Genomic DNA, 26,388 nt, shown 5'->3' with positions numbered 1-26,388 from the left:
CTATGTCTGACGTATCAACTTCAGATTCGTATTCTTTATCGACGCAGATAGCTGACCAAGCTCTGGTTTTAAGCAACCAGGCCGAAGAACAATTTCTACGGTTGCATCTTGTTCCGGATACAAAAGTTCTGTTATCGATTCAAGCGGTGGGGGAGGTACTCACAATTCCAGTTGGGCAGATTGTACCCATTCCCGACATGCCTGCTTGCGTGATGGGCGTATACAACTGGCGTGGTGATGTTCTCTGGATGGTTGATTTAGGACATTTGTGTGGCTTGACTCCGTACTACCAACAGAAAATGCGGGTTGCGCATACAGCGGTTGTGCTGCGGGGTCATGATAAAGCTGCGACTCAGGAAAGCCCCTCATTAGGGTTGGTGGTTGATCAAGTAGAAGATGTTGAGTGGTGTGATCCTAATGTGATTCAACCCTTGCCGCCTGCCACATTAGCATCTGCGTTGGCACCATTGCTGCGCGGGTATTGGTGGAAGACCGACGCTGCCGTATTTGCGGTCTTAGAAGCAGACGCTATTATCGCTACCGTCGCCAAGCTTTAAGCCGCGATGTCTCATGCAGCAGCGCTATTAAGCAATCACGCTTCAGTTTACTCGTCGATTACTATAGCCCTAAAGGTTTACCTATGACTCCTACGTCTCCCAATTCGGCTCCTCAAAGCGGACTTATGCCTCAATCGTTGGATGGTATTCAAGTAGACCAGGCTATGACAGAACTTGCTGCCTCATCAGAGCTTGCTGCCTCGTCCCAGTGGCCGATCGCATCGACGAGGCATAACGCAGACAGTTTGCTAAAACGCAAGGAACGTCAGCCCATACCAGAGTGGCAGCCGCCTCAAGCAGGATCAAGCAAATGGTGGCAGCGATTGAGCGTTCGCACCAAAGCCGTTTTTATTGCCATGACGATCGGCACGTTTCCGATCTTGCTGGTAGGTTCTACCACTTATTTCGTGACGAATCAAAGTATTCAGCGCCAAGTTTTACAGTCAGAAGAAGCGAGTGCGCTTAACCTGGAAGGCAAATTAAATAACTTTATTGCTGAGCGCTACAGCGATATTCAATCCTTTGCTCAGTTGAGTCTTTTTGCCAATCCTAAGCTGCGGTATACAACATCTTTAGCAGAGAAACAAAAAATTCTTGAGCAGTATGCTCGTTCTTCCAGGATTGGGAATTTACAGGTTTACGACAGTATTGTTGTCACTGATTTGGAGGGCAATGTACTGGCAAAATCAAAAGATAACCCTCAAAATCCACAACCGACCAAGGTCGCCGATCGAGACTACTTTCAGGCTGTTGTAAAGGCAGATAAACCGATCATTGGTTATCCTCAAACATCCATCTTCTCGAACGAATTTAGTCTTTTTGCCGCGGCTCCTATCAAGGATAGTGACACAGGCAAAACCGTTGCTATCGTTCAAGCACGCATTCCCTTACGCATTCTTAAGCCTGTCTTTGGAGAGCAAGGAATAGTAGGGGAGTCCTTCTTCTTGAAGGAATCGGGGGATCAAATTATTGCCGCTAGTGATCCAGGCTTGATTGATAAAAAGCTAACGGATGAATTTCCTGTCATCGCTCAACGTGAGGAAAAACAGACCGCGATCGCAGCCCGCGCCGCAGGCAAGAATCGAGAGGTCATCACTTACTTGCCCAATCAGGCGCTGGCTAAAACCTACAACCTTCAGTGGGGGCTGCTCGTCACACTACCTGTAGAAACGGCCTTTGTGCTACAGCGGCAGTTGCTTCTAACCACGTTATTGGGCACTGGCAGTATTGCGTTGATTGTGGCGGCGATCGCCACTGGCATTGCCAATCGGGCTACGCGCCCTGTATTAACGGCGGCAGAAGCCGTGGAAAAAATTGGGCAAGGCGATTTAGGCACCCGTGTGGCGGTAGAAGGGGAGGACGAAATTGCATCGCTGGGCATTAACATCAACAGCATGGCAAATCAGCTTCAAAGATCGTTGGATTTGCAAGCGTTTGAAGCCGCACAAGAGCGCTTGCTTACGATCGCGAAAGGATCAAATGTGGTTCGGTCGGCTGATTTACTCCCCGTTTTTAATGAGACCGTGGCAGGGGTACGACAGCTATTTAATTTCGATCGCGTGGTCATCTATCGCTTTCAGACAACGGCCCACACTGGGGTTGTTGCAGAAGCCGTTGATAGCCAATGGACAACCGCCCTCGATGAGAATGTCAGCGACTCCTGTATTCCAACTGATTTAATCGCTGCATATCAAGCGGGTCGTGTGGTCGTAGTCAATGATGTTGCAAACGCAGCTTTCCATCCAGAGCACCTCAATTTGCTGAAGCGCTTACAGGTAAAGGCAAGCTTGATCACGCCCATTACGGGTGCAGGCCAGCTTTATGGGTTGCTCATTGCTCACCACTGCTCCACCACGCACGATTGGCAAGAGTCTGAAATCAAGTTCCTACAACGGCTGGGGGATGAGCTGGCGCTTTCCATCTACCGGGTGGAACTGCTGGAGCAAACCATTGACCTGGCAGAAGAACAGCGTGACCTGAAAGAAAGCTTGCAAAAACGGGCGTTAGAGCTGCTGTTAGAAGTTGATCCGATTAGTAAAGGCGACTTAACTACGCAGGCGAAGGTGACGGCAGACGAAATCGGCACGATCGCCGACTCATATAATGCCACGGTTGATAGTTTGCGTAAAATTGTACGGCAGGTACAAGAGGCTGCAAACGAGGTCTCTACCACCACTGACTTAAGTCAAGTTTCGGTTCAGTCTCTCTCTGAGGAGGCGTTGCGGCAGGCTGAGGCCATTACGACGGCGTTAAGGGTCGCTGAAGAAACGGCTACGGTGGTACGTCAAGTAGCAGACAACACCGAACAAGCAGAAATGGCTGTGCAGCAAGCGGCGCAAAGCGTGGAAGAAGGCGATGCCGCTATGAACCGCACGGTTGACGGTATTCTGGCGATTCGAGCCACGGTTGCAGACACCGCCAAGAAAGTGAAACATTTGGGAGAATCGTCTCAGAAGATTTCGACCGTAGTTGATTTGATTGGTAGTTTTGCGGCTCAAACCAATATGCTGGCGCTGAATGCGGCGATCGAAGCGTCGCGTGCTGGAGAAGAAGGCAGGGGCTTTGCGGTAGTGGCTGACGAAGTGCGAACGCTGGCACGGCAATCGGCAGAAGCCACCGAAGAAATTAGAAAGCTGGTCATCAGCATTCAGGCCGAAACCAATGAAGTGGTAACAGCGATGGAATCGGGTACGGAGCAGGTGGTCATTGGCACACAGCTCGTGACAGAGACTCGCCAAAGCTTGAACAAAATTACCGAAGCGAGTGCTCAAATTAGCGAGTTGGTAAAGGCGATCGCGCAAGCCACGATCGTACAGTCGCAAGCCTCAGCAGAGGTGACACAAACCATGAAAGATGTAGCTGCGATCGCCAACAAAACTTCAGCAGAAGCAGGCGCAGTGTCATCTTCCTTTGAACAACTCCGCAAAGTAGCCCAAACCCTGCAAGCAGAGGTGGGTCAGTTTAAGGTGTGAAGTTGGTTGTTGGTTGCTAGTTGTTAGTTGTTGGTTGCTAGTTGCTGGTTGTTAGTTGTTGGTAACAGCGCTTGCCCCTGCTTCCCCTGCCTCCCCTGCTTCCCCTGCCTTTTACCCTTTTGCCCTCTACCCTCTGCCTTCTTCCCTCTTCCTACAACACAAACATGACGACTTATTCAAATTCAAAAAAACGTGCGTCTGGTTTACGAGCAGATTGCCTCTCCTTTCCCGAAACCTTTGCTCAGTCGATCGGCAACATTGCGCCTGTCGTAATGCCGTCTATGAATGTTGCCCTGGTATTTGCCAGTGCAGGTAATGGCACTTGGCTAACGTTTCTGATAGCCACGGTTGGTCTTGCCTTGGTTAGCCTCAACATCAACTACTTTGCTCGCCGTCTTACTTTTCCAGGAACTCTGTATGCTGCCATTGCTAAAAGTCTAGGTGTCACCGCTGGCATTGTCTCTGGTTGGGGGCTAGTTGCGGCATACTTGCTTACAGCCATGACCGTTATGTCAGGCTTTGTCATCTATGCCAATGTGGTGCTGCGTGAATTTGGGTTCCAGGCTCCTTCAATCTTGCTGTATGCCATTTGTGCCGGTCTCATTCTGTTCTATGCCTATGCAGATGTACAGCTATCAACGGTTCTCATGTTGCTGCTTGAGTTAACGTCGATCGGCTTAATTTCAATTCTGGCGCTAATTGTATGGGCTGGGCATGGCTTTGCGATCGATACACCACAGCTTCTATTAAAGGATGTCTCACCCGAAGGTTTGCGATTAGGACTGGTTCTAGCGGTCTTTAGCTATGTTGGGTTTGAAAGTGCAACGACCTTAGCCGAAGAAACGAAGCGACCATTTCGTTCCATTCCACGTGCAGTGCTTTGGAGTACGGTGCTGTCAGGCATTTTTTACATCATTGCTTCCTATATTGAGGTGTTGGGTTTTCGCGGTTATGAAACGCCCTTAAACAAGTCAGATGCTCCGCTCAGCGTTTTAGCAAATCTTGCAGGAGTTGAGCTGTTAGGGCTGGCAATTGCTGTGGGAGTCGTATTTAGTTTTTTCACCTGTGCCCTTGCCAGTATTACGGCTGGAGCACGAATTTTGTATGCAATGGGTCGCCAGCAGATTCTGCATCGATCGTTAGGTGCAGCGCATCCACAAAATCAAACGCCTCATGTGGCGGTTATCGTTTCCGTCTTGCTGTTATTCCTGGTACCAGTGTCATTGTCGCTGATTGGGATTTCTATCCTGGATATTTATGGTTACTTAGGAACACTGGCAACCTATGGCTTTTTGCTAGTCTATGTGCTGATTTCAATTGCTGCACCGCTTGAGCTTTATCGGCAGCAGCGGCTTCGCTTCCGTGACTTGGCGATCGCGGTTCCTGCGGTGCTGTTCATGATGACTCCCGTGGTCGCCAGTTTCTATCCCATTCCCCCCTATCCTTACAACGTTTTGCCCTATGGGTTCCTGGTCTATCTAGCGATTGGAGCCTGGCTATCATTCAGGTTACAACGTCGATCGCCCCAAACCATCCAGAACATGGAACATGACTTTGAGGTTGGTCGAAGCAGTGTGAATTGAGGTGCGTTTCAGACGCTAAAGGTTTGACTGTTCATTTCCAGGTCTGGGAGCAAGGCGTTGCACTCATACAGGGGAACCCTTCTTTAGAAAGCACCAAAACTAATGGCAATCAACTCTGATATCCGTGACCACGCCTATCAATTTTTTACGGAAGAAGCACCTGAACTGCTGCAAATTTTGGAGACAGGCTTACTGAGCCTAAAGCAGCGGAATACTGCCACTGTGCACAATTTGATGCGGGCGGCCCACTCACTCAAAGGAGGAGCGGCCAGCGTCGGGCTAGAGGCGATCGCAACCCTGGCACATCGCCTCGAAAACATTCTCAAGGCGCTCTACAGCGATTCTTTAGAAATTGATACAGCTCTGGAAAATGATCTGCTGTTAGCCTATGACTGTTTGCGGCTACCGTTGATGGAACAGATTACCACAGGTGCTTTTAACCCAGAGGCATTGGCGATCGCCGATCCCATTTTTACTCAAATCGAAAGCCGCTGTGGCGAAGCACTGCTTCAAACCGAAACGTACTTGCCCAGTTCCGCTGAGCTTGGCGTGGATATGGTGACTTCGATCTTTGAAGTGGATGTGGCGCAAGGACTCGATCGCCTCGCCGCCATGTTGAAACATCCACACGAGTATGAAGTTGCCGGAGAACTGCGGGCGCAAATTGAAGTATTTATCGGGTTTGCTGAACTGCTCAACCTGCCAGAATTTAGAATCATTGCCGAAACAGCCCAACAGGCGCTCAATGCTCATCCCGATCGCGCGTTAGAAATTACAGAACTCACACTAATTGACTTAGAACGCAGTCGTCAAGCCGTTTTAGCAGGCGATCGAACGAAGGGCTTAAAACCATCTGCGGCGCTGATGTCGTTAGCATTAGAGGGAACCGTCCCAACCTCATTCATGCACGCTCCAACGATGGATGTGGCACACACGAGCGTTCCAGTCACCAACACATTTAATCCCTACACCCCAAGCATCAACGTTCCCAATACAAATAAACCTGAATTGGATATAGTGGCCCAGCAAGATGAAGTGGCAGCAATCAACCCATTGCAAGAGCCATTACAAGAGGCAGACGCAACCAACCAGCTAAAAGTGGTAATGCCCCAGCTTGAAAGTCTGTTTGGGCTGTTTGGCAATGCGGTCACGGCCACCGAAACGACGATCGACCCAGAGGAAGCGCTGGAACCTACGGTTCTACCTGTATCTGAACCGTTTGCGATCGACCCAGATAACGTGCTAGAAGAACCCGATTTCGTTACTACCGAACCTCTCAATCACAGGTTTATCGCTGAAAGGGATTCGGTTGAAATGGACGCCGCTGAAAGGGATGTTTCACTCACTGAGGTCATCGATGCTGAGTGGGTTGCAGCACAGAATGCGGAAGCATCATCTTTTAGCGAACCAGGCAGTTTAGTCACCTCTGAGTCTAATCAACCAGGTGCATTGCAACTTAGCCAGACGACGTTCCGCTCGACTCGCCGTCAAGACCAGGAAACGCCTCCCGTCCGTCAAGTCAAACAGAATGCCACGCCAAATCTCACTGTGCGCGTTGACTCCGATCGCCTCGAACGTATGAGTAATCTCGTGGGCGAACTTACCATTAATCGCAATGGTCTCTCGCTACAAAATGAGCAACTCCAGAGCGTCTTGCGCGAGTTGCTGAGGCGATTTTCTCGCTTTGAAGATATGGTGAGCCATCTGCGAGAATCACTAGACCAGATGTTGGTAGCGCCAGAACGACAGAACTATGCACAAGTTTCTAGCCATTCTTTGAAGCCAGTGCCATCCCTGATAGAAAATGGCGAACGCGGCGCGCAACCAGGGAGCCGACCATTTAGCACCCCAAACGATTTAGCCTCAAGCCCAGCCGCTGGATTCGATTCGCTTGAGATGGATAGCTATGGAGTCCTACATGCCCAGCTACAAGAGATTCTTGAGAACTTTGTACAGTTAGACGAATCAGTTGATGATGTCACACTGTATGCGAGACAGTCCGATCGTTTGCTGGATCAACAGCGACACATGTTGTCGGGTCTCAGCAACGAGTTGACTCAGGCACGCATGATCCCACTAGGGGAAGTGCTCAATCGGTTTCCTCGTGTGTTGCGCGATTTGTCAACCACTTATCACAAGCCAGTCAGTTTGAAATTGACGGGTACCAGCTTGCTAGTTGATCGCGCCATTCTAGAAAAACTCTACGATCCGCTGCTGCACCTGCTTCGCAATGCGTTTGATCATGGTATTGAAGCCTCCCATGTGCGATCGCAATTAGGCAAGCCAACGACTGGTCAAATTGATATTCGAGCGTATTACAAAGGTAATCAAACCGTTATTGAGATTAAAGATGATGGGCAGGGCTTAAATCTGGATCGCATTCGGAGCCGTGCCTTTGAACTTGGTTGGTTTTCAGCCGAGCAATTGCTGACGTCACCCCCAGCACGGTTGTTTGAACTCATTTTTGAGCCAGGTTTTTCCACCGCACAACAGGTCAGCGAACTATCTGGACGAGGGATTGGTCTTGATGTGGTGCGATCGCAACTGCAATCAATTAAGGGCACGGTTGTCGTTTCATCAGCACCTCGGCAGGGTACAACCTTTACGCTGCGCTTGCCCTTAACGCTTACCAACACTAAGTTGGTCATTTGCACCGTTGGTTCCACCACCCTTGCCTTACCAGTCGATAGCGTGGAAGAAATCATCACCCCTCAAACCAATCAAATTCGGCCATCAGGAGACCAGCGGTTCTTGTACTGGAGAGAGCAAATTATTCCTGCCTATCGCCTCGCTGACCTTTTAGAGTATGCCTGTCCATTACCCGAAGCGCCTGTCAGCAGATTATCATCAACGTTTTCTGCTCCCAAAACGATGACCTCACCCATGTTGGTATTGCACCAGCAAGAGCAAATGTTTGCCATTGAGGTGGATCAACTCATCACAGAGCAGGAGTTGGTGATCAAATCTTTTGGTACTGTCATGGCTCCTCCTAGCTATCTCTATGGCTGCACAAGTTTGGGAGATGGCAGTTTGATTCCCGTCATTGACAGTAGCGCGCTGTTAGCGTTTGAGCGAAAACACAAGGAAGCCGAAATTATCCCAGCAGATGGATCACAACGCCGTGTAGATGTTCACGGTCAACCCTCTGCTCGTAAGCCTGCAACGTTTGTTTCCACAATTCAAACAACGACTATTCTGGTTGTGGACGATGCGGTCACCTTACGACGAACCTTAGCGTTATCGCTTGAAAGGGCTGGCTATCGAGTCTTACAGGCACGTGATGGGCAAGAGGCAATTAACCAGTGTCAGCGTTCATCAGTAGATCTCGTCATCTGTGATATTGAAATGCCTAACATGAATGGCTTTGAATTTCTCAGCTACCGCCGTCAAGATCCTCAAATAGTCAACATTCCAATTATGATGTTGACCTCTCGCAGCAATGAAAAACATCGCTGGCTAGCCATGCAGCTAGGCGCAACGGCTTACTTCACAAAGCCTTATTTAGAACAAGAGTTTTTAGCGGCGATTAAAACAAATTTAGAAGCCCGCATGGAATAATGATCTTTTTTCAAGCTTAAAATATAACGTTTTTGCTTGTACGCATCGTCGCATCTCTAAGCGAGATAACAGGTAGGATGTGCAAACGATCGCGCCATCTTTTCACAAAGTGATACTAAATTAAATTCGGAATGCTGCACATTCTGTAGGGGCACGGCAATGCCGTGCCCCTACCCGGTGATTGATCTGGAGTGGTCATACTTTAAATTAGTATGAGACCGTTCATGATGGCGATCGCTGTTTAGGCAAAATAAGCGCGATCGCCAAGACAAATGAGTTGATTACCCTTCTCAGCACATTTAACGAAAAGCTGCCTTAACGTCTATGGCACTCAGCACGTTGCCATAAATTTATATGGCAAAAAAGCTGGCAATAAAAAACCCCTGAGTGGGCAGGGGCAAGGATTGAAACTAGACAGATGGCAGTCCTAAATTATTCATGAAACGTGTGCCTTGTTGAAAGCTGCTAGCGGTCAGCGATCAATGGTCAGCCATTTAGAGCTGAAAGCAGACGGCTGAGAGCTGGCGGCTAATTCAGTAACATGTTCATCAATCAAGAAGGATTGCTGAATGATACCAATTTGAATTGAAAATGCGACACATCCTGTAGGGGCAAGGCACTGCCTTGCCCCTACCCACCGATTGATCTGTAGCCATCATTCTTTAAATCGGTATGACCAACCGATTAAACTGACGTCTCATCCTTTGCCAACTTGTGTTTGCGGAAGGCTGCGACACCCAGTCCAATTAAACCGGGGAGCAGGGCGGGTGTAGGCACAGAGGTTGGCGGCTTGTCAGGCTGCTGAACTGGCTTGTTTTCCTTACCCTTCTCTGGCTTTGGAGTGGATTGTTCGATCGGAGGTTTGCTCGCTTGACGCTTGAAATGATTAGTTTGATTGTTTCCACCATTGCCGCCACTAAAAATGGCAATCAGAAATAAAATGATTGCCGACCATACTACTTCCATAAGCCTCCACTAAAGGTCTAAGGACAATTACGGAAGCAGTGTAGCGAATCACGATTCTTTCACAATGTCATACACAATTTTTACGAAGATAGATAATTCATAAAGCTTCTACTGTGAAAAGCTCTTTAGCACCTTGAGGCATCACGAATAACCCTTCTCTTGCATGGGCGCGGCATCGGTGACTTACTGTGGCGTTACGTTCAACGTTCGACCCAAAAGCTGGTCAACAGTTGAATCACCGTGGAACAGCAGGGGGGCATTGAAGCGGCTGCTTAGCCACTGACTGCAAGCCCACATCTGTCAACGATTGTGCCCATAGGGTAGTCAAGGTTGCATCATTAGGCGATCGACAGCGTAGTGCCGCCAAAGCCGTAATGAAATCATTCCATACGCCATCATTCACAGTATCCCACAGCCCATACTGGGTATACAGCTTGCGCTGCGGCCTTGGAATGCTTTGTTCAAGTGGCTGCGGTACGCGAGACTCTGGTGTCACTCGCAACAGGGACAGTCTCGTAAATTTATTGGCAGAAGCATCACCTGGAACGCAATGAATAACGAATAGCCAGTGATACAGTTTGCCAACTTCCAGAGGTGACTGCGAGGTTGAAGTGAGGGGAATGCCGATGATGCCCGCTTGTGTGTAAGACATTGTTAGAATAGTGCGCTGGTGATAAGCGCTATCGTCTGCGTTTTTTTCTTCTAACCGGAGTTCGACAAACGGTTGTGGAGTTTTGTCTGATTTTTCAGCCTGAGTGCTTGGAGTCGATTGACCAATGGTATAGGGAAGATAAAACCAGAGGGTGGGGTAAGCAGCGGTTGTGGCACCAAGAGCCTGTTCGTCCACTGCTTGCACAGGGGTGGGTGCTAAAGCTGTCAAGGGCAGCTTGCTCGTTGTAGAGGCGCAGGTACCACCTCGATGCGCTGCACTGCTGCTATTGCCGCTGGGTGGCCCCCATCCGGACGATCGCTTAAACCAGGAAGGCGGCCACCATCCTGCTTGCGCGGGCGCAGGCATCAGGGACGCACTCATTACAATGATGATTACCCAGGCGGCTTGGGCTCGGTGTGCTGCTGGTTTTCCCCAGAGCATGGTCATTAAACTCCTACTGTTTGGATAGCTGGGACGCAACCAATGCTTTTGGGTGAGTTGTTGCTGACTGTTTGACGTTGTTTGGTGACTGTATCGGCTGTGCCTTGGGATGAGCTAGTCTGTGTGGCGCACGATTGGTTAGATATAAAACACTGCTACCACTTAGCAGCAAAACAAGCACTGAAGGGACGATCGGTGTCCAAAGGTTGCCAAAGACAAAACAGGTCACACCGACTAGATAGAGCCCCACAACCGCCAAACTCCCCGCGATTCCCAACCGTCGTGGCGATCGCAGGTAGTAGATAAACGAACCACCTCCTAAAGCACAGAACAAAAGCCATACGACCTCTGACCACAGGGGCAAACGCCACAGGAGCGATCGTCCATTCAAGGTGGCACTGATGATTTGGCTGGTAACCTGTGCCTGATAGTATACGCCTGGAATCTGCTTATAAGGAGTCGTGACAATATCTTGAGCGCTTGCTTTAGAGGTGATGCCAATCAACACGATGCGATCGGCAATTTTTTCGCTGGAGATAGGATCGTTGAGAACATCGCTCAGCGTTATGTGTTCGGCAATTTGGGTTGGATCACCGTTAGGCGCGCGGTAGTTTAGCAGCACTTGATACCCTGCGGTATCGATCGCTTGGTACCCTCCGGCATAGCCTTCTAACCGCTGGAACGAAACAGTACCCAGCTTTAACGCGCTATTAGATGTCACCGGGTCTTGATACGAGATGGCTTTTCCAGGCTCCAGTTCTAAATAACGACGGGCAAGCACAAACCCAAAGGACTGGGTTGCTGTACAGCGATCGTTGGGTGGAACCACCCGCAGCGCTTGCCGTCGAACGACGTGATCGGGGTCGGGGTTGATATCCGCAAACCCAATACGATCGCCACTCACCTCTACGGGTGGTGCAATGCCGTCTGTTGTAATTGCACCTTGACCAACTTCTGGTAGCTTGCACACGCCAATAAAGCGCTGGTTTTGACGCAGGCGATCGACTAACCCAGGGACACTTGCATCCGTTTCAAAGTCGCGAAATAAATCCAGCCCAATGAGTCGGGGTTGATGCCGCTCTAATTTTTCCAACAGGCGATTCAGAGATTCATCAGACAGCGTGCCCAGGCCCTTTTCTTTTTGCTTGAGCTTGGTTTGAATGTCTGCCTCCGTTATTTCAACGACCAAGAGACGTGGGTCTGGCGCTTCGTTGCGCGGCAACAGCATCAGATGGTCGAGAGCTTTGAGTTCAAAGGGCTGCAGCAGGCCCGAAAACCGCAGCCCTAGTACGAAGAGGGTAGCAACGAGACTGGTCAGCACCACTGTACGAGGTTTGGCTGAACGCAGAGGTGATTTGCGGCTGGTTTGAATATACTGGCGCTGGAGACGGAGCGGTGGTGGCGTTTTGGTAGCGGCTTCCTGAAACCATTGCTCTGCTTTAACTAAGTCGGTGCCACGCAGCAAAAAGCTTGGATCACCCCCTGCTTGTTCCCACTCTAGGGCGCGTCCTAACAGGCGGGTATGCAATCGCAAGTGTTCTTGGTCAGTATCCAGCACCCGGAGCAACTCACTGAAGTTGGCATAAAAGTCGTGATTGTAGCGGTTAAAGTCAATCCACTGCACGGCTGCCAACCCAGGAGGCAACATAGTTGCTTCAACGGGTCGATACACTACCGTCACAATCCGCTTATTAAGCTTCTGGGCGTATTCAACCTCTCCCGCACAGTACGGTGATTGGATGGCATCAGGAGAGATAATGAAGAGAAAATGGTTGCAGGTTTCAATACCTCGATAAATCTCCTGTTGAAAATCAGTGCCAGCCGCGATCGCTTGTTGATCAAACCAGGTGGTTTTTCCCTGTCTTTGAAGTGCATTATTTAAGCGGCGGGCAAAGTCAGTGTCCACGCGTGAATAGGAAACAAAGACCTCTAGATATTGCTCTGGAGGATGTTCTGAGCTAGCGTTAATAAAAGTTTCTTGCAGAGGGGTAGGCACATGCTGCGATCGTAGCTTTGCCGCTTTGAGCCATCCTTCGGCGTACTGTAAGTTATGTCCGCGCAGGAGAATGCTGGTATTGCGTTGCTGCCGTTCCCACATCAACGCCTTTGCCAACACAAATTTGTGAATAGTGTAATAGATGGCATCCTGCTGCAACAAGCGCAGTAGCTGATCGGCTTGCTGCTGAAGCACTTCTCTATTGACAGTTCCAGCCGCGTCCACGGCTTCGGTGATGTCAATATATTGCAGACTTTGCAAGGTTGGCGAAACACACGTCCAATCAGTGTCTCTCACCAGCAAGGGAATGATGCGCTTATTGAGAGATAGCGCATAGCTAAGTTCTTGTTGACAATAGGTTGATCGCAGCGAATTAGGTGACAGCAAATAGACGATATTGTCGGCCTCCTCAATCCCCCGATTGATGGCTTCCTGGAACTGATCACCTTTCTTAATATCGATTTTGTTTGTCCAAACAGTGACACCGTGCCGCATTAAGAGACGACGCACGGACTGGGTAACGGCATCATCTTCCTCGGCGTAACAGAGAAATATCTGAGTCATCAAGTCGCTGTTGTACTTGATGCTCTCGATAATATATTCGCAATGTAAATCGGTGGGAATGCAGGGAGGCTGCTCATCTTGAAAGCGAAACTTGAGCCAGCTTTCTGCCTGCTTGTAGTCATTCCCGCTCAACAGATAATGAGAATGCTTCTGGTTACGTTCCCATTCTAAAGCGCCAAGCAGAAAGCGAGTGTGGTTCTGTACATAGTCTTGATGACGTTCAAAAACATCCAATAGCTGTTGCAACGAATCGTCAAACAGATGAACCGTTTCAATAAAGGGGAGCCAATTGATTTTGGCGATCGTAGGGTGAAGATTCGGATTCCGATCATCCCCAAAATGGAGTTTTTGCGCTTGATACTGCCGCCATTCGTCAACAGTACCCTGTGGATGAGCTTGCTGCCACTGTGTTTGGTCAATTTCAGGAATGTGCAGTAAGGGAATGATCCGCTTGCTGTATTTTAGCGCTTGTTCAATCTCGCGGCGACAATAGACGGAGTTGACGGAGTGAGGTGAAATCACAAACAGGAAGTTGTCGGCTTTCTCAATACCATCATCAATCTGGTTCTGAAAATCGACCCCTAGCGGAATGTCTGTAAAATCAACCCAAACTTTGAAACCTGCTTGCAATAATTGTTCGTTGAGCCGCATCACAAACGCTTTGCTATGGGCGCGTCCATAAGAAATAAAGACATGATAAGTTCTCTGAGACATCGACCCGTCGCCTGCACCTACGTTTTTATCTGCTAATAGTATATGATGTCGCTATTAAAATGCGAAGATCGGCGGTTGACAAATCAAGGACGAACACTCCTTATGCGAGTTGATTTTCCTGTTGTGGAAATTGAAGGTGGCTATCTTGCTTTGACATGCTCACGCCGCTGTTCTCATGATGCTGTTTTTGCTATGTGGTACTCGTTCTGAAAGTTTCATAATGAAACGGTTGCATCTCCCTGTGTTCCTGGACTCTACCCATGAAAAACCTGGTATCGTTGTTGGCTTGGCTGGCAGGCTTGAGCGTTCTTACACCTCTGAGTCACTCAATCGCCCAGGCTCAGCTTTCTTCGATTACACCAGCAACTGATGGGACTGGAACAGTTGTTACGCCTCAAGGTAACCGCCTGGATATTGGTGGTGGACGATCGTCTCGTGATGACGCAAACCTCTTTCACAGCTTCGATCGCTTTGGCCTCAGCCAGGGTGAAGTGGCAAACTTTCTCTCTCCAGCTGCGGTTCGCAATATTTTAGGGCGGGTGGTAGGTGGCGATCCCTCAGTCATTAATGGGTTAATCCAGGTGACGGGCGGTGCTGCTAACCTGTATCTGATGAATCCGGCGGGCATTATCTTTGGTGCTAATGCCCGTTTGAATGTGCCTGCCTCGTTTACGGCGACGACGGCAACTGGCATTGGGTTTGACAATGGGCAGTGGTTCAATGCGATCGGGTCGAATGATTACGCGACGTTGATTGGAACTCCCAGCACGTTTGCATTTACGATGGCTCAGCCGGGAGCGATCGCCAATCTGGGGAAACTTGCGGTCGGTCAGGGACAAAGTCTGACGCTGCTAGGTGGCACTGTCCTCAACACAGGGCAATTGACCGCACCGGGCGGACAGATCACCATTGCTGCCGTACATGGTCAAACGCTGGTACGCCTGAGTCAGCAGGGTAGCTTGCTCAGCCTGGAGCTCTCACCGCTGAGTGCTCAAGCGTCCCTTTCCAATGTTGCTACACCACCGACACTACCCCAACTGTTGACGGGCGGCAACCTTGACAATGCAACAGGCGTTACCGTCAATCCCGATGGCACACTTCAGCTCACGGGTTCCACAACGCGACTGTCTACCGCACCCGGAACGGCGATCGTCAGCGGTCAAATCTCCGTCGCCTCCTCTGCTCCCCCTGCCACCCCTGCCTCCTCAGCCCAAATTGCCGTACTCGGCGATCGCGTCTCCCTGCAAGCTGCGACGTTGGATGCCTCTGGACTAAACGGCGGCACCGTGCGGATTGGGGGCGCATATCAGGGACAGGAAACGCTTCCCAATGCTCGGTTTACAGATGTAGATGCGAATACGATCGTCCATGCTGATGCGATAGCGCCTACAGGCAACGGCGGCACGGTCGTCGCCTGGTCAAATGACACCACAAACGTTGCAGGCACGATCACAGCACGGGGCGGCAGCAATGGCGGCAACGGTGGGTTAGTCGAAACGTCTGGTAAACAAACGCTGATGGTTGCGCCCACTGCCAGCGTCAGTACCCTGGCACCCTTTGGGCAGGTAGGCACCTGGTTGCTAGATCCCACCGATCTCACGGTGGTGGCAATGGGAGGCACGGCGGCGATCGCGGGAGGAACGAACACTCCCACAGCGGCTGGCACGATCAACGCGGGGACGATCGTCACTGCCCTTGATGGGACTAATGTCAACTTGCAAGCGACTAACTCGATTACAGTCAATGCAGCCATTAACGCCAGTGCCAATATCGATCCCGGCAATCTGGCTCTTACAGCCCCAACGGCTAACCTGAATCAACCAATCACGCTACGTACTGGTAGTACGCTCAGCGGTACAGCTACTAATGTGAATGTGGGTGCAGCAGGAACGGTGCAGAATGGCGTGGATGTCGCGGCTGTGGGCGGAACGGTTAACCTGGCAGCGGCCACCTATACCCTGACGAGTACAGTGAACATTGCTAAGTCCCTAACTTTAAATGGGATCAGTGCTGGCAGCACAACGGTTAGTGGCAATAACGCAGTGCAGGTGTTTAATGTTTCTGGGGCTGGCACAGTTGCGAATATCAATAACCTGACGATTGCTCAAGGCAGGGCAGATCGGGGCGGCGGCATCTCCAGCAACGCTGCCACGCTGACAGTAAGCAACAGCACGATTAGCAACAATACCGCATCCACGTCTGGCGGCGGTATTCAGATTAGCAGCGGTATCTTCAATCTGACCAATAGCACTCTCGTGGGCAACCGGGCGATTGGCAGTAATGGAGCCGATGGTAGTAGCGTCGGTGCAGGTGGAGGTGGGGGCGGGGGTGCCGGATTAGGGGGTGCGTTCTATAGTTCTGGAGCAACAGTTAGCATCCAAAACTCGACGTTTGCAGATAACCAAGCAATCGGCGGCAATGGAGGAAGCGGATTCCCCAACAATGGCTTCTTTGATGGAACAGGGGGAACAGGGGGAGGTGCGGCTGGAGGTGAAGGAGGCGCATCCGGTGCCGTCACGGATTTTGGTGGCACGGGTGGAGTCGGCGGCTTTGCCAGTGGTGGTGGTGGCGGCGGTGGTGGTGGTAGTGGTGGTGGTGGTGGTGGTAACGGCGGTTTTGGTGGTGGTGGTGGCGGTGGCGGCGGTAGAACATCCGGATTCTCTGGTCTCCCTGGAGGTACCGGCGGGTTTGGCGGAGGTACAGGAGGTCAGGGAGGTGCTAGTGCTGCTGCAGGCGGTGGAGGAGGTGCAGGACTGGGGGGCGCAATTTTCGTAGACTCTGGAACGTTAAGACTTGCAAATACAACCTTCAGCGGCAATTCAGCCATTGGAGGGACTGGCGGATCCAGCGGGTTCACTGCACCTGGCAGTAACGGTCAGTCCTTCGGTGGTGCGGTTTTTGTCAACGCAGTTGCAACGGTTAACTTAAGCAACAGCACCCTTAGTGGCAATACTGCAGATGGTGGCGGCGGTATCTATAGCAACGGCACGCTCTCGATCGGCAATAGCATTGTAGCTGGCAATACCAGCCCAATGGGTGTTGACGTGTCTGGTGCCATCAATAGCCTGGGCTTTAACCTGATTGGCAATGCCAGTGGGGCTAGCGGCTTTGTCAGCACTGACTTACTCAACATCAACCCTCAACTAGCACCATTAGCGAATAATGGTGGACTTACACAGACGCTGGCACTGCTACCGGGTTCTCCCGCGATCGATGCTGGCAGTAACGCACTGGTTGTGGATGCGAATGGGAACCCTTTAACCACTGATCAGCGGGGAGCTAGCCGTATTGCTAACAATCGAGTAGATATTGGTGCCTATGAATTTGGATCCAGCTTTCCACAGCCCACTCCACGCTCTACTCCTCAACCCACGCCCCAACCCACCCCTCAACCCACAGACCTTGAGACAGCGAAAAGAGCGATTCAACAAGATTACGCTGAGCAAGAACGAAGAGCGGTTCAACAAAAGTCCACACCGACTTATCCAGTGCCGCCGAAACCGCTGGTAGAGGTGGGTCAGCTTGCACGGGTCGATCGCGTCAATACGCTGCAAACAGAACTGGAAAGCAGCATTACAAACCAATTTACGGATCATCTGGAACTGAAAGAGCAACCTGCACCCAAATCATTGCCGGAGGTTCAGAGTTCTCTACAAAAAATCGAAGCGGCAGCGGGGGTTAAACCTGCGTTGTTTTACATCAGCCTCCTGCCCAGACTCGTCGAAGCCGACATCAGCGAAGACGAAAGTGACAATAAGCAGCCGAAGCTGTCTTACGATGCTGCTGGTAATCCCGTCATTAGTCAGGTTGCTAGTGCAGAACCTGATCTCGTTCTCGTTGTGGTGCCTGCAACGGGCAGTCCCATTCTTAAGAAAGTGCCTGGGGTGACGCGGTCAAAGGTGTTTAAACTGGCGCTGACTTTTCGCAATGAGGTAGCTGACCCCAGCAAAACTTTGACTCGCAGCTACCTGCCTTCAGCCAAGCAGCTTTATAGGTGGCTCGTGAAGCCGATGGAGGCAGAACTCAAAGCGCAAGGCATTGACACGCTGATGTTCATTATGGATACGAACCTGCGGTTTTTGCCGTTGGCGGCGCTTTATGATGAGCACGATCGCAAGTTTCTGGTTGAAAAGTACAGTATTGGTCTACTGCCCAGCTTAAGCCTGACTGATCTTCGCTATGGGAATGTCCGCACATCACAAGTGCTGGCGGCTGGCGCATCTACCTTTACAGATGCCAACCAAAATCCACTATTGGGTGCCAAGCTTGAACTGACAACGATTTTGGGGGGCGATCGCTGGCAGGGACGTGCCATTCTCAATCAAGATTTTACCTTCAGTACTCTACAGAAGCAGCGCCAAGATCAACCATTTGGGATCATTCATCTGGCAACTCATGGCGAGTTTTTGCCAGGAAACATCAACCAATCGTATATTCAGCTTGCCGATGAAAAACTGCGCTTAAATCAGATCCGCACCCTGGGTTGGAATAATCCACCCGCCGAACTGGTAGTCTTAAGTGCTTGCCAGATGGCATTGGGGAACGAAGATGCAGAGCTTGGCTTTGCGGGCTTTGCGGTGAAAGCAGGTGTGAAGTCTGCTCTGGCAAGTTTGTGGAATATCAGTGACGAGGGAACAATCGGCTTAATGTCTCGGTTTTATGAGGAGTTGCACCGCGTACCCACCAAAGCTGGTGCTTTGCGAGAGGCTCAAATCGCCATGCTTAAGAGGCAGGTGAACGTCGAGGAAGGCAAGTTGCGGTATGGAACTAGCGAACTCCCCCTCCCGCCAGAACTTGCCAAATTGAGCCGACAAGACTTTTCCCACCCGTATTACTGGTCAGCGTTTACGATGATTGGTAGTCCTTGGTAGTAAACTCTTTGAGGATTGCATCATCAACGATCGCGCCGTCTCATCTCAGTCCAGCCGTCCCCACATGAGAATGCGCTTGTATGGAAAGAAGAAGGGGCGATCGTCGTTCAGGTACGGACACAACGTTTCCCAGTACCGCGCCACAAATTGCTCAAAGGTTGCGGCATCTAACCGTCGCTGATAATCGGTGAGGAGAGAGCCGCGATACCAGTCCAGCACAGCTTCTCGTGATGGCAGTACGTGTCCATAAAGCTGAAGCCTCACGGTTTGCTCGACAAAACCCAACTGGTAAAGTAAGTGGGCATATTGCTCTGGCAGCAACACTTCAAATTGATGCACGTACCCGTGGAGCGGTTGGCTAAAGTCGCGTGCGGTCTCTGCTGCTAAGGTATGCACAGGGTCGTTATCCATTGCAGGTATCTGGATGGCGAGTTGTCCACCCGGTCGCAGCTTTTGTTTAAAGTTTGTGAGTAAGTCACGATGCTTTGGCACCCATTGCAGCGCGGCATTAGAAACGATGAGGTCAAATGCGCCATCGGGTAAGGTGCCCTCAATCTGACCGGAGGTAAACCGGAGACCGTCGCCTGTAAAGGGATGCGCTTTCTCAAGCATGTTTGCTGACGCATCTAGCCCGATCGTTTCGTGAGCGGCTAGCGTTTCATGCAGATACTTTGTCAACGCTCCTGTACCGCAGCCCAGATCGAGGATGCGTAAATTTGCTTTGGGCTGAATCAAAGCCACCAGATCGTAAAACGGACGACTCCGTTCTGCGAGAAAGCGATCGTATTGTTCAGGGTTCCAGGTATCTTGCATGGCTTAAAATGTACGGCATAAATCTAATATGTACGGCATAGATCAGTTTTACCAGACTCGCGTAACAGCAGCAGCAAGCGATCACAACCTTGCGACCGTGGGCTATTACCTATGTGAGTTGTCACAAGGCAATGATGCAGGGTGACACGATGCTTGTGCACGATCGCGCATAGCATGAACGGTCATGACAATACAATTGTGCAGAGGCACACAATGGTTGTGCACGATCGCGCATGGCCTGATCGGCAGTAACCATACGATTGTGAGTGATGATACTACGCTTGTGCATGGTCACACAAAGCTTATGCATGGTCACACAAAGCTTGTGCACGATCGCACATTGCCTTGGTGGGTTGTGATAAGACGATTGCAGGTAAGTAATCAGACGCAATGATAGCTGAACATACTGGATGCGCTGACCGCTAATGGCTGACCGCTGACCGCTAATGCTCCCTCAGTAAAGCCAGCAGTACGCGATCGCCAGCGTCACCACCGTCAGCGGCAACCCAAAGCGTAGGTGATCCCAAAACGTGAGGCGATACCCCTGTTTGATGGCTGCTTCCGCCACAATGAGATTGGCTACGGAGCCAAGCAGCGTTAAATTTCCTGCCAGGGTGGAACCCGCCGCCAGCAAGAGCCAGGTACGGGTATCAGGTTGGGGCATGAGGTGATGCAGCAGCAACACGGCTGGCACGTTCGACACAAGATTGGACAAGAGTGCCGTTACGCCCAAAATGCTTAAAGGCGTTTGCACAAACTGAGACAATCCATTCAACGTACCGAGTTTTTGCACCCCTTCGGTCAAGATAAACAGGCCCGAAAACATCAGCAGCAAGTCCCAATCAACTTTCTGCAAGGTGCGCTCTGGCTTGAGGCGACGCGTAACCAAAAGTAACCCCGCTGCAATGAGGGTGGCTTCGGCGGGGGGGATGCTCACTAGGAAGGCGATAAGCAATCCGGCTGTAATAAGCAAGCTTTTGGTGAGCAACGGTTTAAACACCCGGTAGCGCAGGTGTTTTGGTTTCAGAGATGGTTGGGTCGATCGCACGTCTGGATACAACCACCACAGCAGCCCGACCTGGAGGCACAGACCAACGATCGCCAGCGGTGTTAGCGCTTTGGCAAATTCTAAGTAGCTGATGCCTGAAAACGAGCCGATGAGAATATTTTGTGGGTTGCCGCTAATCGTGGCGACGGAACCAAGATTGGTTGCGCCTGCAAGCGCGAGCAGGTAGGGGACAGGGTTAAGGGTTAAGGCAACGGTTAAGCCCACTACAAGCGGAGTCAGGATGAGGGCGATCGTGTCATTCATAAACAGCGCCGAAAGCAACCCACTGCCAAAGGTCAGCACGACAATCAGTCCAAACGGGCTGCGGACGTACCGCATGAGAACGTCTAGCGACAGTTGAAAGAAGCCAGCGGTGGCAAGGTTGGCGCTGATGACCATCATGCCAAAGAGAAACACCAGCGTTTTATAGTCGATCGCGCTCCACGCCGTTTTCAGATCTAAAACGCCCAAGGCCATCAGCGCTGCCGCACCAACAAGTGCGATCGTGGCCCGGTTCATGCGTAATCCCGGCAGATACCCCAGCCCCAGTCCGGCGTAGGTGAGTAGAACAACGATCGCACGCAGGATGATCATGGCTGTACTTGAGCAGGAGGCAACGTTGGCTTTGTCTCCGGCACGTATAACCAGAAGACAACGAGGGCAATCACGGCGATCACGGCTAAGAGCCAAAAGCCAGCATTGTACCCTGCCTGCTGTACTACGATTCCTGCCAGCACGTTGCTGAGTCCGGCTCCAATGCCAACAGCTGTACTCAGCATCCCCTGCGTCACGTTAAAGCGCCCGGTGCCTCTGGTCAAATCTGCAATCATCAGCACAGACAGCACACCAAAAATGCCCCCTGCAACCCCGTCTAAAATTTGTACCGACACGAGAAAGTAGGGATTGCTGCTGAGGGTGTACAGAACGCCACGAATGGGCAACACCGCGAACCCCAGCAGAAAGAGTGGCTTGCGTCCAGTCTCTGTCAGCCGACCTGTAAGATTAGAGGCGGGAATCATCACAAGCTGCGCCACAATAATGCAGGCTGACAGATAAACGGTGGGATCGAGTCCTTTATTGTCTGCCAAGCGTTGACCCACCAACGGCAGCATGGCAGCATTCGCAAAGTGGAAGAGCACCACCGCGATCGCAAACGCACGAATATGGGCATCCCCCAACAGTTGCTTCAACCCGGTCAAGTGGTGCTGAGCAGCGAGCGGCTCGTCATCCTCCGTGGCACCCCGCGCTAACTCGTGATCGATTTCCCGTTCCCGAATCCGCAAGGTCGATAAACTACTGCCGATCGCCATCGCGGCGACCAGAAAGAAAATGCCCTTCGCCGTAACAAATTGACCAATCAACGCGGCGAGAGCGGCTGCCAGCAAATTACCTGCGTGGTTGAACGTCTCGTTCCGTCCAACACGTCGATCGAAGTGGCGATGGCCTACTAACCCTAAGGTGATCGCCGCGATCGCGGGTGGAAAAATTGCCGCCGCAATGCCAATCAAGATCTGACTGGTGACGACCACTGGCAACGTTGGCACTAATACGATGGCAATACAACCGATCGACACCGCGATCGCTGCCCAGATCAAGAGCCAGCGTTTCTGTCGCAGCCGATCGACCAATGCTCCCGCTGGCGTTTGAGCCAAAATGGTGGCGATCGCCGAAGCCGAAAGCGCTAACCCAATTTGGGCAGGCTCCCAGTTTTGCGATGACTTTAAATAAACGCTGAGATACGGGCCAACCCCATCGCGCACATCTGCCAAAAACACATTCAACCAATCCAGCGCACGCAAACTTTTACCGCTAGGCGTGCGATCGCCCCGCTGACTCTCCGCTTGCGGCTGACTTATTTCCAGCATGACTAGACAATCCCCTCACTCTCACATAAAACGCTGGAGCCGTTGAGAGGCTTAGCAGCGGTAGCAAATATTACCGGACTGATATTACAGCCGAACCGCTGGCTTTCTAGTCTCTCGAAAGATGGAACCCTTTGCTTGAAGCGGATGAGGGCACGCTGCGAAGGCAGCAAGCGCTGGAGCAGGCAAGACGTTTGGTATAGCAGTACGTAGATGGGTGAGGACACAAATTAGGGATCTGCTAAGAAATAACATCCCAAATTGAAGGGTGTAGGAGTGGATGGGTGGATGGTGGATCAACCGTGGGTATAGACCTCAACCACCCACATGGAGAATGGGACGACGCTCTGGATCTTTTTCGGCCCGACGGATGACTTCGCGGGTGACGACAGCAATGTCTCCTTCCCCAAACAACATAAAGCGCATTAAGTATTGAATGGGGTTACCTTCGACCCAACCAAAATACGCATGAGGTAGTTTTCCTGTTTGATCCCGAATGTGCAGCAGAATGGCGGCGATCGCATTCGGCACCGCTGCACTTTCTGCCCGCAAAATGCGGTAATTGCCGACCTGTAACCCTCTCACTCGAATCGTATCCACAAATTCTGAGGCATCCGAAATCTGTACTTCCAGGAACAGCACCGCATCCATTGCTGGAATATGGTTGTCTTCGCGGACTTCCTTCTCTTTGAGAAAATACTCCCGCTCATCGCCAGCACCCAAACGATTGGCAATGAGCCGAATTTCGGCCTGGTTGGTTTCGGCAATATATTGCAGAGCCGTTTCGTCCATGTCAATGCGGTCTGCTCGCAGTTCCGTAGAGCGCCACACGCGTGAGACAAGTGAGGTTGCAATAATGGTGCCAATGAAAAAGGCTGCAATTCTAATGCCTTCTGGTCGTTCAATGATGTTCGTAACGGTTGTGTACAAGAACACAAGGGTAATGGTACCAAAGGCAAAAACCCCTCGCCTAGAGCCGTGATGACGAGCGGCTAACGTGACCGCAAACGCGGCTGAACTCATTAACACCAGTACCCCTGTCGCATAGGCTCCCCCTTGCGCTTCTACATTTGCCTTAAAAAGGATGGTGACGGCAAAGGCGATCGTGGTGTATACCAGCACCAGCGGACGAATCGCACGTGCCCAGTTCGGTGCCATGCCATAACGCGGCAGGTAGCGCGGCACAATGTTCAACAGCCCCGCCATTGCAGAGGCACCTGCAAACCACAGAATGGAAATGGTGCTGAGGTCATACAACGTCCCAAAACCATCCCCCATGAACTGATGAGCGAGGTAGGCAAGGGCACGACCATTGGCTTTGCCCTCTGATTGAAACTCGGCGGCAGGAATCAACAGTGTGGTGACTAAACTGCTGGTCAGCAGAAAGAAGCTCATGATTACAGCGGCAGTCGTGAGCAACTTGTGTGTGTTGCGGACGCGCCCTGTTGGAGCGGCTTCGGTATCGCTGCGCTGACCACATACCAACGGCATGACCGCAACCCCCGTCTCAAAACCCGATAAACCCAGGGCCAGTTTGGGAAAAAGTAAGGCGCTAACGCCCAGCATCATCAGCGGGTTGCCATGACTGGCGAAGAGTGCCTCACGCCAGACGCTAACCACCGTTGGTTGACTCAGGATATGGCTGATACCAACACCGATCGTGACTAAGTTCAACAGCAAGTAAGCGCCTACTAAAAAGACCGCTAACCCGATCGCCTCCCGAAATCCTCTCAAAAAAACGGCACTGAGCAAAGACACCAGCACCAGCGTCAGCCCAATATCGTGCCCATGTAAAAACTCTGGCACTAGAGGATTCTCAACAATGTGGGCGGTAGCATCCGCCGCTGAGAGGGTAATCGTAATGATAAAGTCTGTAGCTACAAACCCCAGAAGGCATAGCACAAAGAGCTTGCCTTGCCACCAGGGCAGTAGATGCTCCAGCATAGAGATCGATCCTTCCCCATGCGGACTGATCACCGCCACGCGCCGATAGATGGGCAGCGCTCCAAACAGGGTCAGCAACACTAAAATCAAGGTTGCCAACGGCGAAAGCGACCCGGCCGCCAAAGCTGCAATGCCTGGTTGATACCCCAACGTCGAGAAATAATCGACCCCAGTTAAACACATGACCTGCCACCACTTGTGCTGGCGATGAGGCTCCACGTTACGAGCTGTCCCTTTTTTGCCCGCTTTATCCTCTTCCAGTAGCCAACAAACTAATCGGCGACGATAGTAAGTGGCTGGACGAATGCGTTTAGTCATGAACCATGACTCCTGCGGCTCTGCCCTTCTGCATGCTTAACCATGATTAGCCTCGACTTGCTTAGCAATGGTGTTCAACTTAGTGCCACCATAATTCCATCTAAGCTTAGATCGACACAGGCGATCGCTTGCAACATCAGAGGATTATCTGCATGGCCGCTCACGTTTGCCAGCCCCTATCGACCAGCAAGTAGCCCACCAAGCAGCAGATGAGCCATCGACCAGCCAGATATCGACCAGTGACTAAATGATTGGAGACGGCGGTTTCATCGCCTGAAACGCATTTAGGGCCAGCGCGATCGCAATTAAGCCCATTCCTGCGGCTTCGAGAGCAGTTGGCGTTTCACCAAGCTGTATCCAGGCCGCTAACACTCCTACAACCGGATTCAACAGTACGCCTAAACCTGCCGTACCCGCCGAAAGACGGTTTAAAACAAAAAGCCAGAGTAAAGTGGCGATCGCGGTTCCTGGAATGATGTTATAAACGAGCGCAAAAACAAAAGGCTGCGACCACACAATGGGAGTGGACGGAGTAAAGAGAGCCATCAGCACCAGGGGAATCGCCCCTGCAACCGTTTGCCATGTTGTAAATGACAGCAAATCAAGCTTAACCGTTTGCCGGACTCGCTTGGCAATGATGGCACCACCAGCCCAACACAGACCTGCCAGCAGAGCCAGCACTTTACTGACGATCGTGCCGTGTAGATGCTGTAGATCCAAAATAAGCAGCAGTCCGGCAAGGCTCAGGGCGATCGCGATCCACTGCAAACCTTGCACCCGCTCACGTAAGAAGAACCACGCCAGTAAGAGCGTCCATAGCGGCATCGTGTAGACCAACACAGACGTTCTGCCCGCACCGCCGCTGACCAGGGCCAAGGTTGCTAACCCATATACGCCACCAATTTGGAGAAACCCAGCCCAAAACGTGAACAAAAATTCTTTCGGCCAAAGAGGTTTCCGCCAGCACAACAGCGCCAGAAGTAAGCTCACTGCCCCCAGCGTAATCCGCAGTGCTGCAAACTGGAACGGTGGCGCATACTGCACCGCAATTTTCATTTGCACCCAGTTGTAACCCCAGATGAGCGCCAGTGCTAAGAGCGCCAGCAGAGCGGGCCAACGCGCTGATTCATGTTTTGACACAAAAAGGTCTCTTAACGTCATGAAACAAGAAAGGACGCTTTGTCGATCGCTTCCAATCTGCGGCACCAGACAACCTCGAACTCAGCACCAGCGGCTTTCATCTGTCCGCTGCATTTGAATTAGTAGACCGCGCTATTGCCGATTAGAGAATGCGCTATTGACCCCGCCCTCGTTTGCAATCTGCAAAACTCAAGCGCCTCTGAGTCTAGAAAACTTGCGATCGCCATTTCAAGCACTGCTTCGATTGGATACTCAATCTCAGAGACTTAATGCGAGTGTTGCAAAGGATTTGCTTGAACTTTTTTGACTTCTTCGTATCTCCAAATATCCTCTTAGAATCACTATGTAGCTTGGTCAGAAAGCCTAGACAAAGCAATGGGCTAAACGCC

13 protein-coding genes are annotated in these 26,388 nt (G+C 51.2%); 5 read left to right on the top strand and 8 right to left on the bottom strand.

Annotated elements, in window-relative coordinates; translation table 11 throughout:
* Positions 1–2: 2 nt before the first annotated feature.
* The 4 genes from AC5JLP_RS08810 to AC5JLP_RS08795 all read left to right on the top strand — a co-directional run bounded on the left by AC5JLP_RS08810 (position 3) and on the right by AC5JLP_RS08795 (position 8,670).
* On the top strand, positions 3–557 hold the full coding sequence (locus tag AC5JLP_RS08810; RefSeq protein WP_496067560.1) for a chemotaxis protein CheW: 555 nt from the start codon (positions 3–5) through the stop codon (positions 555–557).
* Between the two features lie 83 nt (positions 558–640).
* A complete protein-coding gene (locus AC5JLP_RS08805; protein WP_496067559.1) occupies positions 641–3,529 on the top strand; it encodes a methyl-accepting chemotaxis protein in 2,889 nt (962 codons plus the stop codon).
* Between the two features lie 164 nt (positions 3,530–3,693).
* Entirely contained in the window at positions 3,694–5,112 is a 1,419-nt protein-coding gene (locus AC5JLP_RS08800) for an APC family permease (RefSeq protein WP_496067558.1), read from the top strand.
* Between the two features lie 102 nt (positions 5,113–5,214).
* A complete protein-coding gene (locus AC5JLP_RS08795; RefSeq protein WP_496067557.1) occupies positions 5,215–8,670 on the top strand; it encodes a response regulator in 3,456 nt (1,151 codons plus the stop codon).
* Between the two features lie 684 nt (positions 8,671–9,354).
* Here the strand turns inward: AC5JLP_RS08795 and AC5JLP_RS08790 are convergent.
* The 3 genes from AC5JLP_RS08790 to AC5JLP_RS08780 all read right to left on the bottom strand — a co-directional run bounded on the left by AC5JLP_RS08790 (position 9,355) and on the right by AC5JLP_RS08780 (position 14,003).
* Positions 9,355–9,636 carry a PTPA-CTERM sorting domain-containing protein gene (locus AC5JLP_RS08790; protein WP_496067556.1) on the bottom strand — a complete coding sequence of 94 codons (282 nt, stop codon included), beginning with the start codon at positions 9,634–9,636 and terminating at the stop codon, positions 9,355–9,357.
* 235 nt (positions 9,637–9,871) lie between these two features.
* The gene (locus tag AC5JLP_RS08785; protein WP_496067555.1) at positions 9,872–10,729 is read right to left on the bottom strand and encodes a DUF928 domain-containing protein; all 858 of its coding nucleotides are present in this window, start codon (positions 10,727–10,729) and stop codon (positions 9,872–9,874) included.
* Positions 10,730–10,742: 13 nt separating this feature from the next.
* Positions 10,743–14,003, bottom strand: coding sequence for a TIR domain-containing protein (locus AC5JLP_RS08780; RefSeq protein WP_496067554.1), 3,261 nt, complete (start codon positions 14,001–14,003; stop codon positions 10,743–10,745).
* 260 nt (positions 14,004–14,263) lie between these two features.
* Here AC5JLP_RS08780 and AC5JLP_RS08775 point away from each other — a divergent pair, with 260 nt between their 5' ends.
* Positions 14,264–18,874: a CHAT domain-containing protein gene (locus tag AC5JLP_RS08775; protein WP_496067553.1), complete on the top strand. Its 4,611-nt coding sequence runs from the start codon at positions 14,264–14,266 to the stop codon at positions 18,872–18,874.
* 45 nt (positions 18,875–18,919) lie between these two features.
* On the opposite strand, the gene AC5JLP_RS08770 is transcribed toward AC5JLP_RS08775, so the two are convergent.
* From AC5JLP_RS08770 to AC5JLP_RS08750, 5 genes are all read right to left on the bottom strand, one after another.
* Entirely contained in the window at positions 18,920–19,687 is a 768-nt protein-coding gene (locus tag AC5JLP_RS08770) for a methyltransferase domain-containing protein (protein ID WP_496067552.1), read from the bottom strand.
* Between the two features lie 454 nt (positions 19,688–20,141).
* Positions 20,142–21,329, bottom strand: coding sequence for an anion transporter (locus tag AC5JLP_RS08765; protein WP_496067551.1), 1,188 nt, complete (start codon positions 21,327–21,329; stop codon positions 20,142–20,144).
* Positions 21,326–22,600, bottom strand: a complete 1,275-nt coding sequence (locus tag AC5JLP_RS08760; protein WP_496067550.1) for an MFS transporter — start codon at positions 22,598–22,600, stop codon at positions 21,326–21,328. Before AC5JLP_RS08760 ends, AC5JLP_RS08765 begins: the two co-directional genes overlap by 4 nt.
* Positions 22,601–22,912: 312 nt before the next feature.
* Positions 22,913–24,859, bottom strand: coding sequence for an APC family permease (locus tag AC5JLP_RS08755; RefSeq protein ID WP_496067549.1), 1,947 nt, complete (start codon positions 24,857–24,859; stop codon positions 22,913–22,915).
* A gap of 243 nt (positions 24,860–25,102) precedes the next feature.
* Positions 25,103–25,999, bottom strand: a complete 897-nt coding sequence (locus AC5JLP_RS08750; protein ID WP_496067548.1) for a DMT family transporter — start codon at positions 25,997–25,999, stop codon at positions 25,103–25,105.
* Positions 26,000–26,388 lie beyond the last annotated feature (389 nt).

Source organism: Stenomitos rutilans, from assembly GCF_059505485.1.
Note: the sequence above shows the minus strand (reverse complement) of the source record. Positions and strands in the feature narration are given on the sequence as shown.

Excerpts from the sequence above, each read along its gene's own strand:
- AC5JLP_RS08785 (WP_496067555.1), bottom strand. The coding sequence starts at position 10,729 with ATGCTCTGGGGAAAACCAGCAGCACACCGAGCCCAAGCCGCCTGGGTA.
- AC5JLP_RS08755 (WP_496067549.1), bottom strand. The coding sequence starts at position 24,859 with ATGACTAAACGCATTCGTCCAGCCACTTACTATCGTCGCCGATTAGTT.
- AC5JLP_RS08795 (WP_496067557.1), top strand. The coding sequence starts at position 5,215 with ATGGCAATCAACTCTGATATCCGTGACCACGCCTATCAATTTTTTACG.
- AC5JLP_RS08790 (WP_496067556.1), bottom strand. The coding sequence starts at position 9,636 with ATGGAAGTAGTATGGTCGGCAATCATTTTATTTCTGATTGCCATTTTT.
- AC5JLP_RS08770 (WP_496067552.1), bottom strand. The coding sequence starts at position 19,687 with ATGCAAGATACCTGGAACCCTGAACAATACGATCGCTTTCTCGCAGAA.
- AC5JLP_RS08780 (WP_496067554.1), bottom strand. The coding sequence starts at position 14,003 with ATGTCTCAGAGAACTTATCATGTCTTTATTTCTTATGGACGCGCCCAT.
- AC5JLP_RS08800 (WP_496067558.1), top strand. The coding sequence starts at position 3,694 with ATGACGACTTATTCAAATTCAAAAAAACGTGCGTCTGGTTTACGAGCA.
- AC5JLP_RS08765 (WP_496067551.1), bottom strand. The coding sequence starts at position 21,329 with ATGATCATCCTGCGTGCGATCGTTGTTCTACTCACCTACGCCGGACTG.
- AC5JLP_RS08775 (WP_496067553.1), top strand. The coding sequence starts at position 14,264 with ATGAAAAACCTGGTATCGTTGTTGGCTTGGCTGGCAGGCTTGAGCGTT.
- AC5JLP_RS08760 (WP_496067550.1), bottom strand. The coding sequence starts at position 22,600 with ATGCTGGAAATAAGTCAGCCGCAAGCGGAGAGTCAGCGGGGCGATCGC.
- AC5JLP_RS08810 (WP_496067560.1), top strand. The coding sequence starts at position 3 with ATGTCTGACGTATCAACTTCAGATTCGTATTCTTTATCGACGCAGATA.
- AC5JLP_RS08805 (WP_496067559.1), top strand. The coding sequence starts at position 641 with ATGACTCCTACGTCTCCCAATTCGGCTCCTCAAAGCGGACTTATGCCT.